This is a genomic window from Enterococcus sp. DIV0802b (assembly GCF_050543535.1).
GTDB lineage: Bacteria > Bacillota > Bacilli > Lactobacillales > Enterococcaceae > Enterococcus_D > Enterococcus_D entomosocium.
Window position 1 is genome coordinate 518683 of sequence record NZ_CP172941.1, and the last position, 14417, is coordinate 533099.

14 protein-coding genes are annotated in these 14417 nt (G+C 42.7%); 11 read left to right on the top strand and 3 right to left on the bottom strand.

What is annotated here, in order from left to right; all coding sequences use genetic code 11:
- The first annotated feature begins 96 nt into the window (after positions 1-96).
- Positions 97-2688, top strand: coding sequence for a bifunctional acetaldehyde-CoA/alcohol dehydrogenase (gene adhE, locus IGJ12_RS02445; protein ID WP_008376050.1), 2592 nt, complete (start codon positions 97-99; stop codon positions 2686-2688).
- Positions 2689-2934: 246 nt separating this feature from the next.
- Here adhE and IGJ12_RS02450 read toward each other — a convergent pair whose 3' ends face one another.
- The gene (locus tag IGJ12_RS02450; RefSeq protein ID WP_430619302.1) at positions 2935-4467 is read right to left on the bottom strand and encodes an alpha-N-arabinofuranosidase; all 1533 of its coding nucleotides are present in this window, start codon (positions 4465-4467) and stop codon (positions 2935-2937) included.
- A 101-nt stretch (positions 4468-4568) separates the two neighbouring features.
- On the opposite strand from IGJ12_RS02450, the gene IGJ12_RS02455 reads away from it, so the two are divergent.
- From IGJ12_RS02455 to sufB, 10 genes are all read left to right on the top strand, one after another.
- Entirely contained in the window at positions 4569-5336 is a 768-nt protein-coding gene (locus IGJ12_RS02455; RefSeq protein ID WP_430619303.1) for a helix-turn-helix domain-containing protein, read from the top strand.
- A 91-nt stretch (positions 5337-5427) separates the two neighbouring features.
- Positions 5428-5913, top strand: a complete 486-nt coding sequence (locus IGJ12_RS02460; RefSeq protein ID WP_430619304.1) for a hypothetical protein — start codon at positions 5428-5430, stop codon at positions 5911-5913.
- 113 nt (positions 5914-6026) lie between these two features.
- Positions 6027-6569, top strand: a complete 543-nt coding sequence (locus tag IGJ12_RS02465) for a GNAT family N-acetyltransferase (protein ID WP_016611355.1) — start codon at positions 6027-6029, stop codon at positions 6567-6569.
- Between the two features lie 186 nt (positions 6570-6755).
- Complete coding sequence (gene mazE, locus IGJ12_RS02470; RefSeq protein ID WP_371860490.1) at positions 6756-6980, top strand: type II toxin-antitoxin system PemI/MazE family antitoxin; 225 nt, start codon at positions 6756-6758, stop codon at positions 6978-6980.
- On the top strand, positions 6973-7323 hold the full coding sequence (locus IGJ12_RS02475) for a type II toxin-antitoxin system PemK/MazF family toxin (RefSeq protein ID WP_016611353.1): 351 nt from the start codon (positions 6973-6975) through the stop codon (positions 7321-7323). The genes mazE and IGJ12_RS02475 overlap by 8 nt, the downstream gene beginning before the upstream one ends.
- A 304-nt stretch (positions 7324-7627) precedes the next feature.
- Entirely contained in the window at positions 7628-8401 is a 774-nt protein-coding gene (sufC, locus tag IGJ12_RS02480) for a Fe-S cluster assembly ATPase SufC (RefSeq protein WP_005232112.1), read from the top strand.
- 13 nt (positions 8402-8414) lie between these two features.
- Positions 8415-9719 (top strand): Fe-S cluster assembly protein SufD, encoded by a 1305-nt coding sequence (sufD, locus tag IGJ12_RS02485; RefSeq protein ID WP_016619703.1) that lies wholly within the window; start codon positions 8415-8417, stop codon positions 9717-9719.
- Positions 9716-10960: a cysteine desulfurase gene (locus IGJ12_RS02490; protein WP_010748770.1), complete on the top strand. Its 1245-nt coding sequence runs from the start codon at positions 9716-9718 to the stop codon at positions 10958-10960. Before sufD ends, IGJ12_RS02490 begins: the two co-directional genes overlap by 4 nt.
- The gene (sufU, locus tag IGJ12_RS02495) at positions 10938-11432 is read left to right on the top strand and encodes a Fe-S cluster assembly sulfur transfer protein SufU (protein WP_005232105.1); all 495 of its coding nucleotides are present in this window, start codon (positions 10938-10940) and stop codon (positions 11430-11432) included. The genes IGJ12_RS02490 and sufU overlap by 23 nt, the downstream gene beginning before the upstream one ends.
- A 29-nt stretch (positions 11433-11461) precedes the next feature.
- On the top strand, positions 11462-12853 hold the full coding sequence (gene sufB, locus IGJ12_RS02500; protein ID WP_016619705.1) for a Fe-S cluster assembly protein SufB: 1392 nt from the start codon (positions 11462-11464) through the stop codon (positions 12851-12853).
- Positions 12854-13526: 673 nt separating this feature from the next.
- On the opposite strand, the gene IGJ12_RS02505 is transcribed toward sufB, so the two are convergent.
- Both IGJ12_RS02505 and IGJ12_RS02510 read right to left on the bottom strand, forming a co-directional pair.
- Complete coding sequence (locus IGJ12_RS02505) at positions 13527-13835, bottom strand: hypothetical protein (RefSeq protein WP_008377858.1); 309 nt, start codon at positions 13833-13835, stop codon at positions 13527-13529.
- Positions 13836-14010: 175 nt separating this feature from the next.
- Positions 14011-14298 (bottom strand): hypothetical protein, encoded by a 288-nt coding sequence (locus IGJ12_RS02510; protein ID WP_244732977.1) that lies wholly within the window; start codon positions 14296-14298, stop codon positions 14011-14013.
- Positions 14299-14417: the final 119 nt, after the last annotated feature.

Below are 14417 nucleotides of genomic sequence, written 5' to 3' on the forward strand. Positions count from 1 at the left end.
TCACAAAAACTATTTACAAACAAAAAAAGATGTTGTATGATTTGTATGTGAAGTAGTTAACAAACAAAACATGTTTAAAAACTAGGAGGACAAACAATGGCTAAGACATTGGAAAAAGAAGTGACAATCGACGTACAAGCAATGATCGACGATTTAGCAACGAAGGCAAATGTGGCGTTAAAAGAAATGGAAAGCTTTGATCAAGAAAAAGTGGACCACATTGTTCATGAAATGGCAATGGCAGCATTAGACAAACACATGCCTTTAGCTAAAATGGCAGTAGAAGAAACTGGCCGTGGTATCTATGAAGATAAAGCGATCAAAAACATGTACGCTTCAGAATATATTTGGAACAGTATCAAACATGACAAAACAGTCGGCGTGATCAATGAAGACAAACAAAAAGGCTTGATCGAAATCGCTGAACCAGTTGGTGTCGTTTGTGGGGTAACACCAACAACCAACCCAACATCTACAACGATCTTTAAAGCAATGATCGCTTTGAAAACACGTAACCCGATCGTTTTTGCTTTCCACCCATCTGCACAAAAATGTTCAGCAGAAGCTGCACGTATCGTTCGTGATGCAGCCATCGCTGCTGGGGCACCTGAAAACTGTGTGCAATGGATCGAACATCCATCAATCGAAGCGACTGGCTTATTGATGAACCACCCAGGAATTGCGATCGTATTAGCAACTGGTGGGGCTGGCATGGTCAAAGCAGCATACTCAACTGGTAAACCTGCATTAGGTGTTGGACCAGGGAACGTACCTGCCTATATCGAAAAAACAGCGAAAGTGAAACGAGCAGTCAATGACTTGATCGTATCAAAAACTTTTGATAACGGAATGATCTGTGCCTCTGAACAAGCAGTGATCGTTGATAAAGAAGTCTATGCCTCTGTGAAAGCAGAATTTGAAGCACATCAAGTATATGTTGTAAAAGCAAAAGAATTACAAAAACTTGAAGATGCCGTGATGAATGAAGGGAAATATGCCGTAAATCCAGCAATCGTTGGTCATTCAGCAATGGATATCGCGAAATTAGCAGGCATCAACGTACCAGAAGGAACAAAATTATTGATCGCTGAACTTGACGGTGTCGGTGCTGATTACCCACTATCAAGAGAAAAACTTTCTCCAGTTTTAGCAATGATCAAAGCAAACAACACAGAAGACGCGTTCGAAAAATGTGAAGCAATGCTTGATTTAGGCGGATTAGGCCATACAGCGGTGATCCACACTGAAAACGAAGACTTGCAATTAGCCTTCGGCCTACGCATGAAAGCTTGCCGTATCTTAGTTAACACACCATCTGCAGAAGGTGGTATCGGAAATATCTACAACGAAATGATTCCATCATTGACACTTGGTTGTGGTTCATACGGGAAAAACTCTGTATCACGAAATGTTTCTGCTGTGAACTTGATCAACGTGAAAACTGTAGCGAAACGGAGAAATAATATGCAATGGTTTAAATTGCCACCAAAAATCTTCTTTGAAAAGAACTCTCTAATGTACTTGGAGAAAATGGAAAACGTTGAACGTGTCATGATCGTTTGTGACCCTGGTATGGTTCAATTCGGCTATTGCGATACGGTTCGTGAAGTACTTGCTCGTCGTAAAAATGACGTGAAAATCGAAGTCTTCTCTGACGTAGAACCAAACCCATCAACAAACACCGTTTACGCTGGAACAAAAATGATGGTTGATTTCAAACCAGATACAGTGATCGCCCTTGGTGGTGGATCAGCAATGGATGCTGCCAAAGGCATGTGGATGTTCTATGAGCACCCAGATACTTCATTCTTCGGCGCGAAACAAAAATTCTTAGATATCCGTAAACGGACATACAAGATCGACAAACCAGAAAAAACGCAATTCGTGTGTATCCCAACAACGTCTGGTACTGGTTCTGAAGTAACACCATTTGCGGTTATCACTGACAGTGAAACACACGTGAAGTACCCATTAGCTGATTACGCATTGACACCAGATGTTGCAATCGTTGACCCTCAATTCGTAATGTCAGTACCTGCTTCTGTTACAGCAGACACTGGAATGGACGTTTTGACTCATGCGATCGAATCTTATGTGTCCGTAATGGCATCTGATTACACTCGTGGATTGAGCTTACAAGCAATCAAGTTAGTCTTTGACTACTTAGAAAAATCAGTGAAAACACCTGATATGGAATCTCGCGAAAAAATGCATAATGCCTCAACAATGGCAGGTATGGCCTTCGCCAATGCATTCCTAGGTATTTGTCACTCAGTAGCCCACAAAATCGGTGGTGAATATGGTATTCCTCACGGACGTACAAATGCGATTCTTTTACCGCACATTATCCGTTACAATGCCAAAGACCCACAAAAACATGCAATGTTCCCTAAATATGACTTCTTCCGTGCCGATACAGATTACGCAGACATTGCGAAATTCTTAGGCCTTAAAGGCAAAACAACGGCTGAATTGGTTGAAGCATTGGCAACAGCTGTTTACGAATTAGGACAATCTGTGGGTATCGACATGAGCTTGAAAGCGCAAGGCGTCACTCAACAAACACTAGATACAACAGTTGATCGCATGGCTGAATTGGCTTACGAAGACCAATGTACAACAGCAAATCCAAAAGAACCACTAATCTCTGAATTGAAACAAATCATCGTTGATGCCTATAACGGCTAAACAATGAATCAAGAACACCCTGCGGTATCTTAGCTGCCGCAGGGTGTTCTTTTGTCGTCTCATTTTTTTGAGAAAGTAAGCTGGCAGTTGCCGCCTTCTTGCCCAGATCAGTTAAGAATGCGAAAAATAGCAATTGAACAGGGCGGTGGATCGTAAAAAAGGAGTGGATGTCTCCACTCCGTAAAAGTCTCATTTTTTCAGGATGTCACCAAGGCTGCTGCTTTTTTGCTCAAACAGATAGGCTCGTTACTTGCTGCCGTTTTTCTTCAAGCGTAGCATCTGGAAGCTTTGTTTTTCCAAGACGACACGCAAAATGCCGTCATTCAATTCCGCTGTTTTTCCATTGACGGGTACAACGTTGTTCGGGGTTGCTTCGGTATTGACAGCATGCAAGTCTGGGTGGTGCAAGACTTGATGGGTAGCGATTTGCAATGAATCATATTGACGCAAGTCGCAAGTGAATTCATTGGCATCCTGCAAATCCTTATTTACTAAGAAAAAGGTCAAATAGTCATCTTCGTTTTCGATCGCAATGGCATCCACATAAGAAGCTTTTCCGTGGCTGCTATCGAAATCGGCCCCTCGAAGGATGCTGTGCAACACGTGACCGCGACCATAGTTGCTGATCATTTCATAGGGATAAAAAATCGTTTGTTTCCAAGCGGCAGTATCGGAAGTCATGATCGGTGCGATCACGTTGACCAGCTGTGCCATGCAGGCGATTTTAACGCGATCTGCGTGATGAAGCATCGTGATCATCATGCTTGCGACGAGTAACGCATCTTCAAAGTGATAGACGTCTTCTAATTGTGGTGGGTGTTGACTCCAAGGTTCAATTTTTTGATCCTGTTCATTTGAGTGATACCAGACGTTCCATTCGTCGAAGGAAATATTGATCGTCTTCTTGCTTCGGCGTTTGGCTTTCACCGCATCACAGATCGCTGCGACTTGACTGATGAACTGATCCATTGCGACATTGCTTGCTAGATAATCTTGGCTATCGCCGTTACGGTTGCCATAATATTGGTGCATGGAAATGTAGTCGACTTGATCGTAACAATGACTTAATACTGTATCTTCCCACATACCAAAGGTCGGCATCGTGAGAGAAGAACTACCACAAGCGACGGTTTCGATCGTTGGGTCCACCAGACGCATCGCTTTGCCAGCTTCTTCTGCGAGACGGCCATACTCATCGGCTGTCTTATGTCCTTCTTGCCAAGGGCCGTCCATTTCATTGCCTAGACACCAAAGTTTGATGTCATGAGGATCGGCCACCCCATGGGCACGACGGAGGTCACTATAATAGCTGCCGCCTTTTAAATTGGTATATTCGATCAAGTTTTTCGCTGCTTCGATTCCTCGTGTCCCAAGATTGATCGCCATCATCGGTGCCGTATTGACTTCTTTGGTCCAACCCATAAATTCGTTTAAGCCGAACTGATTGCTTTCGATTACCCGCCAGGCCAAATCGATTTTTGCTGGCCGTTGCTCTTTAGGGCCGACGCTATCTTCCCATTTATACCCAGAGACGAAATTGCCTCCTGGGTAACGGACGATCGGCACATTCAACTGCTTGATCAAGGCAGCGACATCTTGACGAAAGCCTTGCTCATCGGCAAAAGGACTTTCTGGTTGATAGATCCCTTCGTACACACAGCGCCCTAAGTGCTCCACAAAAGAGCCATAGATCCTTTCGTCGACTGGTGCCAAAATAAAGTGTTTGTCTAAATACATCGTAGTTTTCTTCAATTTTGCAACCCCTTTCTTTTCTTTCATTGTAGCGATAGTCCTTGAAAATAAACACTACATTCTGTCTTATTCTATTGACGTTTTGTCCGTTTTCTTTATACTAAAGGCAAGTAGGAAGGAGTGAGAAGTTGAACGTAACCTATTCAGGATTTCAAATGCACAATGCTGTTTCCGATCATATTTATCGACCCTCTGGCTTAAAGCATTATCTTTTCGTGTTGACGTTGTCTCCAATGGTTTTCACTTTTGAAGATGGTCATCAAGAAACTAGTGAAAAAGGTAGCTGCATTCTTTTTCCTCCAACCGTCTATCAAGATTATCGTGGCAAAGAAGATTTTTTTAATAGCTTTGTTGAGTTTCAAACGGATCAGGTGATCGAAAAAACCTATGCGATCCCTTGCAACCAACTGTTCCAGCCGAAAAACATTCAACAAATCAACAAATTGATCCAAAAGATCAATCATGAATCCTTGTTGCCACAACGGCACACGCAAGAATTGATTGCGGCGTATATGACAAATCTATTGGTCTTACTTGAACGCAATTTTGAAGAAAGCATTCCGCAACCACAAAACGAACACTATCAACTGTTTCAAGCGATGCGGTTGAAAATGTTAGTCAATTGCGAACAGCAATGGGATTTTTACCAGTTTAGCCGAGAGCTTTCCATCGGTAAAAGCCAATTCTACAAGCTCTATCAACAGTTTTTTCATACCACGCCCAAAGAAGATTTATTGCAAGCTCGGTTTCAAAAGTTTTTTTATCTACGCAGCAACGAAACACTAACGATTCGAGAGGCGGCGTTTCAATCTGGGTTCCAAAACATCAACCATTTTAATCGGCTCTTTGCGAAGCGCTATGGCTGTGCACCCACAAAGTACCAACAGGAGCAATAGTCAGGGGTGATTGGTAAAAACGCAGAAAAAAGTCCGACGAATTCTTGACGGATGAAAGAGAAAACGGGACAATGTCATTAGGAGGTGGCATATGGATATAGAAATGATCGTAAGCGAACTTTCTAAACGTTCAAGTGGATTGGAAGCGCTACAAAGAAAATTGAGTCAAAGCCAATTAATGAATAATGAAGCGGCACAAACGTTCATTTTTGACTTAAAGGATTATTTAGATAGCTTAAAGCTCGTAACAGATTTAGTACCGTCAGCGGCAACGACCGCAGTAGAAGTTGACCAGTTGTCGTACGTCTTAGGTGAACAAAATCAAAGCATCCAACAGCTGCTGGTTATTTTGGAAGAAGCCGAAGAAAACGATGACCAGCGCTTTTTCGGCAAAAGTGCGGGAGAAGTGCGGCGGATGATTGGCAGTCTGTCTGGGATCCTGGAACTAAACGGTCTGTTGCTGCAAGACAATCGTGGTTTTCAGCAAGTCGTGAAGGAAACTGGACCGCTTCAGGTGACTGAAACAAAGGAAGTCTCTGAGAAAAAAGGATTTCTCCAAAAGCTTTTCGGGAAATAAGCACTGATCGTCAATCAAAACATGAATCACTTGTACCAAAAAAACGGCGCTTCACAATGTGTGAAGAACCGTTTAAGGAGACGACTTTCTTTAGGAGAAAGGGGGGCTTGAAGATGGCAGAAACAGTCACACTTCAACCGATTACGGAAGAAATGATTGCTGAACTTTGGTCGATCAGCTATGGGCCTAAGGCAGATTTAGAATGGAAAAAATGGGACGGACCGTATTTCCAAGACCCCGTGTTGACGTGGGAAGAATTTCGAACGGGGTTTGGCGCTAGCTGTATCGACAACCCGTTACGTAAAGCGATCAGCTATCAAGGAAGAATCGTAGGGATCGCGACCGCTTATTGGGAAGACAATACCTTGCAGCAGTGGTTGGAATTCGGGATAGCCATCTATGATGCTTCCCTTTGGAATCAAGGGATTGGCAGCCAAGTAATTCGCCAGTGGATCAATGAGTTGTTTGAATCACAGCCTCATATCCAGCGTGTTGGTTATACCACGTGGTCGGGCAATCACCGCATGATGAAACTAGGAGAAAAGCTAGGGATGACCAAAGAAGCCCAGATCCGCAAAGTCCGTTTCTGGGAAGGCACCTATTATGATTCCATCAAGTATGGCATCTTGCGAGAAGAATGGGCACAGCAGAAGTGAAGGTAGGGGATGCGAGATTTTTTCGTGTCCTCTTTTGTTGTTGATGATTGATCAGATGCATTTTGCGTATAGTAAAGTACCTAGTAAAAAAGGGGCTGATCTCCTAGCTGTATTTTGTAATTACAGTAATTACGTAGTAAAATAGACTATATATGTTATGAAGGAAAGGTGATTGTTTTGGATACAGTGAAAACAAGAAAGCAAGGAAATGCGGTAATGGTCACGCTAGCAAGTAAGTTTGAGATTCCTGCTGGTAAGACCTACTTTATCAGCAAAGAAAACGATGGTACGATTTCCTTGATTCCTAAGATCGATGATTATTTTTTAGCTGCGAAAGAGAAAGAATTTGTTGATGAAGAAGATATGCTAGCTGCTGATTTTATTGTTGAAGGCAGGCAGCTTGATGAATAGGCTCGAACAAGGGACTCTTGTATTTATTGATTTTGATCCCTCGAAAGGGAGTGAAATCAAAAAGCGCAGGCCTGCTTTAGTCATCAGCAGGGATGAGTACAGTTACACTTCAAATTTGATCATTGTTTGTCCAATAACGAGTACAGATAGGAAGCGTCCTTACTTTGTCGATATTCAACACGATAAATTGAAACCTGGGAGTAAAGTAAATACAAAGCAAGTTTATACGCTAGATTATTCCGAGCGTGACGGTAGAAAGATTGAAATTTTAGGGAAACTATCAAAAAAAGAACTGATTAACGTTGCACAGCATTTTATGATGAACTTTAATTTTCCATTATAGTTAAAAAACAGCAGGATGGAAAAAGTGAAGGACCCTCACAAAAAACGAGTGAGGGTCCTTCACTTTGATTTCCTAAGAATACAAGGTTTCAACAATAGAGAAAAGAAGATAGTTGAAAGATAAAAGTAAAATTTCAAAAATAGTCGACTTTCTGAACAATAACCATGTACTATCTCTATGTAATACTTTATAATAATTCCAATGTACAGATTAGAAATATTTTAAAAAAGTCGGGAATAGCGTTTGAAGTTCATTCTCAATTAGTCTAAAATAGTGAGAAAGAAAAGATACTGGAGGGAAAGAAATGTCAGTTTTAGAAATCAAAAATCTACACGTCCAAATCGAAGATAAAAAGATCTTAAAAGGCGTTGACTTAGTGTTAAAAACTGGAGAGATCCATGCCATCATGGGACCAAACGGTACAGGGAAATCAACCTTGTCCGCTGCCATCATGGGCAACCCGAATTATGAAGTGACAGAAGGGGAAATTTTGTTCGACGGCGAAAACGTCTTGGAAATGGAAGTGGATGAGCGAGCTCGTTTAGGTCTGTTCTTGGCGATGCAATACCCAAGTGAAATTCCAGGCATTACCAATGCGGAATTTATGCGGGCAGCGATCAATGCCAAACGTGACGAAGACGACAAAATCTCTGTCATGGATTTCTTGAAAAAATTAGATGAAAAAATGGATTTATTGAATATGCCCGAAGAAATGGCGGAACGCTATTTGAATGAAGGTTTCTCCGGTGGAGAAAAGAAACGAAATGAAATCTTACAATTGTTGATGCTAGATCCAACCTTTGCGATTTTGGATGAGATCGACTCTGGTCTAGATATCGATGCCTTGAAAGTCGTAGCAAAAGGCGTCAATGAAATGCGCGGCGAAGGCTTTGGCGCTTTGATCATCACCCATTACCAACGTCTGTTAAACTACATCACACCAGACGTGGTTCATATCATGATGGAAGGCCGTGTCGTGATGACCGGTTCGGCAGACTTAGCCAAACGCCTAGAAGCAGAAGGCTATGCTGGGATCAGTAAAGAGTTAGGGATCGACTACAAAGAAGAAGAAGCGTAAGGAGGCAAGGTAAATGGCAAAATTACAGGATTATCTTGAACAAGTCAACGTTTTTTCAGCGTTAAAAGAAGAGCCTGAATGGATGTTGGAATTACGCCAAGCAGCCCTTGCGAAAGTGGATGAACTTGCATTTCCAAAAATCGAGCGCGTGCGTTACGAGCGTTGGCCATTGTTCAATATCGACGAACAAGCACTTGCTGGTGAGTACGCTTTGTCAGAAGAAGAAGTGGCAGGCGCAGTTCCTGCCTTTGACGCGATGGATAACCATCCGACCCTCGTTCAGTTCGATGACACCACGATCTTTGAGCAATTACCGCAAGAGTTGATCGACAAAGGCGTGATCTTTACCGACTTGTTTACAGCAATGAAAGAAGTACCAGAGTTGGTTAATCAATACTATATGACCAAAGCAGTACCAATGGACGAAGACAAAATGACCGCAGCACATGCGGCGTTTATGAATAGCGGCATGTTCTTGTATGTACCAAAAAACGTGGTGATCGAAGAACCCCTTGAAGCGATTTTCTACCACAATGGCAATAGCCAAGCGCATTTCTTCAAACACATTTTGATCGTTGCTGATGAGCACAGTGAGTTCAGCTATTTGGAACGTTTCCAAACCAAAGGCGACCAAGCGAAAAAACTGTCAGGCAATATCGTAGTGGAAGTAATTGCCAAAGCAGGCGCGAAGGTCAAATTCTCTGCGATTGATCAGCTAGGTGTCAACATTACTACGTACATGAATCGTCGCGGCTACGTATTACGAGATGCGATGGTAGATTGGGCGATCGGAGTCATGAATGACGGCGACGTCGTGGCAGACTTTGATTCTGATCTTGTAGGCGAAGGCGCGCATTCGGAAGTCAAAGCGGTCGCAATCAGTGCTGGACGCCAAACACAAGGGATCGATACCCGCGTAACCAACAAAGCACCGCATTCCATTGGTCATATCCTGCAACACGGCGTTATCAGAGAACGCGGCGTCTTAACCTTTAACGGTATCGGACACATTTTAAAAGGAGCCAAAGGGGCGGACGCGCAACAAGAAAGCCGAGTCTTAATGCTTTCTGACCAGGCTCGTGGCGATGCTAACCCAATCCTTTTGATCGATGAGCACGAAGTAACAGCCGGACACGCAGCCAGTGTGGGACGGGTCGATCCAGAAGAAATGTACTACTTGATGAGTCGTGGGTTGCGCAAAGAAGAAGCGGAACGTTTGGTGATTCGTGGTTTCTTAGGATCCGTTTTGACTGCGATCCCAGTCAAAGAAGTGCAACAAGAATTGGTTGCCGTTATCGAAGGGAAGTTGCTCGCATGATCGATGCCCAAAAAGTGAAACAAGCGTTTCCCATCTTGGATCAGCTCGTAAATGACGAACCATTGATCTACCTCGACAATGCCGCCACTACGCAAAAGCCAGAGGCGGTGCTGCAGGCGATCACCGATTATTACCATCAAGACAATGCCAACGTTCATCGTGGGGTCCATACCCTCGCAGAACGGGCGACCCATTCCTATGAAGGCGCACGAGAAAAAGTTCGCCGTTTTATCCATGCGAATGAAACGGCGGAAGTGCTGTTTACTCGAGGGACGACCACTGGTTTAAATTGGGTCTCCCGCAGCTACGGCGACCGTTTTGTCAATGAAGGCGATGAAATCGTGATTTCTTATATGGAACATCACTCCAATATCATCCCTTGGCAGCAATTAGCTGCTCGGAAAAAAGCTACCTTGAAATATATCCAGTTGACACCAGAAGGCACCTTGGACATGGAAGATGCCAAGAAACAGATCACAGACAAAACCGCCATCGTTTCGATCGCGCACGTTTCCAATGTTTTAGGCGTGATCAATCCGATTGCAGAGCTAACCAAATTGGCGCATCAGCACCAAGCCGTCATGGTGGTGGATGGTGCTCAGGCTGTTCCACATATGGCAGTTGATGTCCAGGCACTGGATTGTGATTTCTATGCCTTTTCTGGCCATAAAATGTGCGGACCAACTGGCATCGGTGTCTTATACGGCAAACGGCAATGGCTGGATCAAATGGAGCCCGTCGAATTTGGCGGTGAAATGATCGATTTTGTCCATCTGCAAGAAAGCACGTGGAAAGAACTGCCGTGGAAATTTGAAGCGGGCACACCAAATATTGCCGGCGCGATCGGCTTAGGTGCAGCGGTGGATTACTTAACAGAAATCGGCTTAGAAAACATCCACGCCCATGAAGCAGACTTAGCTGCCTACGTTTTGCCAAAACTGCAAGCCATTGAAGGCTTGACCATCTATGGCCCCCAAGAAGCAGCAAAACGCACGGGAGTGATCGCCTTTAATCTAGCAGGCATCCATCCTCATGATGTTGCCACCGCTTTAGACATGGAAGGCATCGCGGTACGGGCAGGTCATCATTGTGCCCAACCTCTCTTGAGCTATTTGCAAGTCCCAGCGACTGCACGGGCCAGCTTTTACCTGTATAATACAAGAGAGGACGCCGATCGACTGGTTGACGCCATCAAGCTGACGAAGGAGTTTTTCCAACATGGCACTAACGAAATTAGATAATTTGTATCGACAAGTCATTCTGGATCATTCCAGCCACCCACATCATCGAGGCACCTTGGATGATTCAACGTACAAAGTCGAATTGAATAACCCTACCTGCGGCGACGTGATCCACTTGGAGCTCGCTGTCGAAGGAGACACTATCAAAGACATCGCGTTTACTGGCGAAGGCTGTTCCATCAGTACCGCCAGTGCATCCATGATGGGGGATGCGATTATCGGTAAGACACTAGCAGAAGCTGGTGAACTATCAGGCTTGTTTTCTGAGCTCGTCCAAGGAAACGACATTCCCCAAAGCGATCGCTTAGGCGATGCTTCCATGCTTGGGGGTGTGGCGAAGTTTCCTGCACGCATCAAGTGTGCGACCTTAGCTTGGAAAGCATTAGAAAAAGCCATTGCTGCCGACAGTACACAAGCATCTGTCAGTCACAGCCACGCCAATGAATCTGACACTGAAGAAACCAGCGAATAGACAACCGCACTACAAAAGGAGTGAGAACCATGGGTGTACCCGAATTAGAAGAATATAAATTTGGCTTCCACGATGACGTGCAGCCTGTTTTTAGTACCGGCGAAGGATTGACCGAAGACATCGTCCGTGAAATCTCACGGGTCAAGCAAGAGCCAGAATGGATGCTTGAGTTCCGCTTGAAGTCTCTTGAAGCCTTCAACAAGATGCCCATGCAAAACTGGGGCCCAGACCTGTCTGACATCGATTTTGATGCCATCAAATATTACCAAAAACCAAGTGATCGTCCTGCCCGTGATTGGGATGACGTACCAGAAAAAATCAAAGAGACCTTTGAGCGCATTGGTATTCCAGAAGCCGAGCGGGCATACCTTGCTGGCGCTTCTGCCCAATACGAATCAGAAGTCGTTTACCACAACATGAAAGAAGAGTTTGAAAAACTTGGCATCGTCTTTACCGATACCGATTCAGCCTTGAAGGAATACCCTGAGCTGTTCAAACAATACTTTTCAAAATTAGTCCCACCAACCGATAACAAGCTTGCTGCTTTAAACTCAGCCGTTTGGTCAGGTGGTACCTTTATCTATGTACCAAAAGGCGTTCGTGTCGATGTGCCATTACAAACCTATTTCCGGATCAATGCCGAAAATACCGGTCAGTTCGAACGAACATTGATCATCGTTGACGAAGGCGCCAGCGTTCATTACGTTGAAGGCTGTACCGCCCCAACCTATTCAAGCAATAGTTTGCACGCAGCCATCGTTGAAATTTTTACCCTAAAAGACGCTTACTGCCGCTACACCACCATTCAAAACTGGTCAGACAACGTCTACAACCTAGTAACCAAACGGGCCAAAGCCTTAGAAGGTGCTACCGTTGAATGGATCGATGGCAACCTAGGTGCCAAAACAACCATGAAATACCCAAGTGTGTATCTTGATGGCAAAGGCGCACGAGGCACGATGCTTTCCATTGCCTTTGCAGGTGCCAACCAAATCCAAGATACCGGTGCAAAAATGATCCATAACGCACCAAACACCTCCAGCTCCATCGTCTCAAAATCAATTTCTAAAGACGGCGGTGCAGTAAACTACCGTGGACAAGTCACCTTCGGCAAGAAGAGCGCAGGCTCTATCTCCCATATCGAGTGTGACACTATCATCATGGATGACCTATCGAAATCCGATACCATCCCATTCAATGAGATCCACAACAGCCAAGTGTCCCTAGAACACGAAGCCAAAGTCTCCAAAATCTCAGAAGAACAACTGTACTACCTAATGAGCCGCGGCCTCTCCGAAGGCGAAGCAACCGAAATGATCGTCATGGGATTCGTCGAACCATTCACCAAAGAATTACCGATGGAATACGCAGTCGAATTGAACCGGTTGATTAGTTATGAGATGGAAGGGTCTGTGGGGTAATAGGTGTATACCACTACTTTCAGAGCTCTGTTGACTTGACTAGTATCTTACTGTTTTCCATTAAATAATAAAAAAGGAGTACTCTAAGGAGTGCTCCTTTTTGTATCTTCTTTAGGCTTATTGTTATTAAATTCCTTCAAGAAAAAGGTAGTAATGTCCAACCTACAAAATATAGATTGAACATTACTACCTTTTTCTTAGAGTTTTATCAATTAATAGTTTTCCGAGTTCATAAATTGCTGTTAAAACTGCGATACAAAAAAGTAGTGCAGTATATTGTACAAGAAAAACTATGTTGAACCATAGCCCATAGACCATTGGGAAAACGACTAAAAAACAAACATATAATTCTATTTTTCGTCTTTTTCTTATTTGGAACCATCTTTCGTCTGTCAAAACTAAAACCCCTTTAAGTAAGATTAAAACCGTTAGCCCGTATTCGATCATTGAATTTTTTGGTCAAGCAAGTGATGCCCTCAGTAAGTATAAGAATAATTGAGAGCCACCAAATAAATATTACCTTATTATTTATATTGGAATAATTTTATTGCAAAAGAATAAATTTAGAATATTCGGACTGTTTTCTCATCCCAAAATAAGTTGACAATCCGACGAAAAAACTGATTGGTAACGGTATCAATCAGTAAGAGCTTAAAACGATCGAAGATTAGTATTACTTAGCATCGTTTTCTTTAAAGTAGTCATCAATGTAATCCTTAATTTTTTCAAAGTCCTTAGTCAGAAAAAATTTTGAAGGAACTTTTATGATAGGGAGGTTATTTTCATTATCAAAAGGAGCAAATGGCTCAGGAAGTACCAAGTAATCAACAGTATCTTTATCTCTCAGATAATTGATTGAAACATCGTAAAACGGTGAAAAATAGTCTTTGAGGCTTGTGTCTCTTTGATAAAGAACACCTGGAGTTAATGGTGTGTAAGATAATCCGTTGCTCAACACTAAGACAAAACAAATTCTTTTCATAAAAAATCATCTTTCCTTTCGATTAGATACTAGCGTCATCTCAACAGTCAAGAATTCGTTATTTATCTGGTAAATCCATTTTAATAGACACATGGATAAAAAAGTAGTGAGTAATAGAAAAATAAATCAGTTGTTGGGTAGAAGGGAACCAGCAATCACAAGTTGTTCCTTTACTTTAAAAAACAAGAGATAGGAAAATACCAAGAATAATTATGATTAAGATTTCTAATGCTCCTTCCAGAAATAAATTGTTGTTTTTTAAAAATATCGTTTTGTTTTTATAAGGAAACCAAAATGACTGGTTTGCATAGTCTGGCGGATATACGGAATCTAAAATACCACTGATAAACAGTAATGGAATTGCTTTGAAAATATTGTCATGGAAGGCTAAATAAATATAGTATGTTAACAAAGAAATTTGAGCGATCCGCAGATGTCTTAGGCTGGTAACTGTATAGTTCATCAAATCATCCTTTCGTAAATGATTATCTCATATTGAATGATTTGGTTAAATTAAAATTATAAAATATTTATTTATATTAATATTGAAAAATAAATTCTTTTAATTTACTAAACAATTTA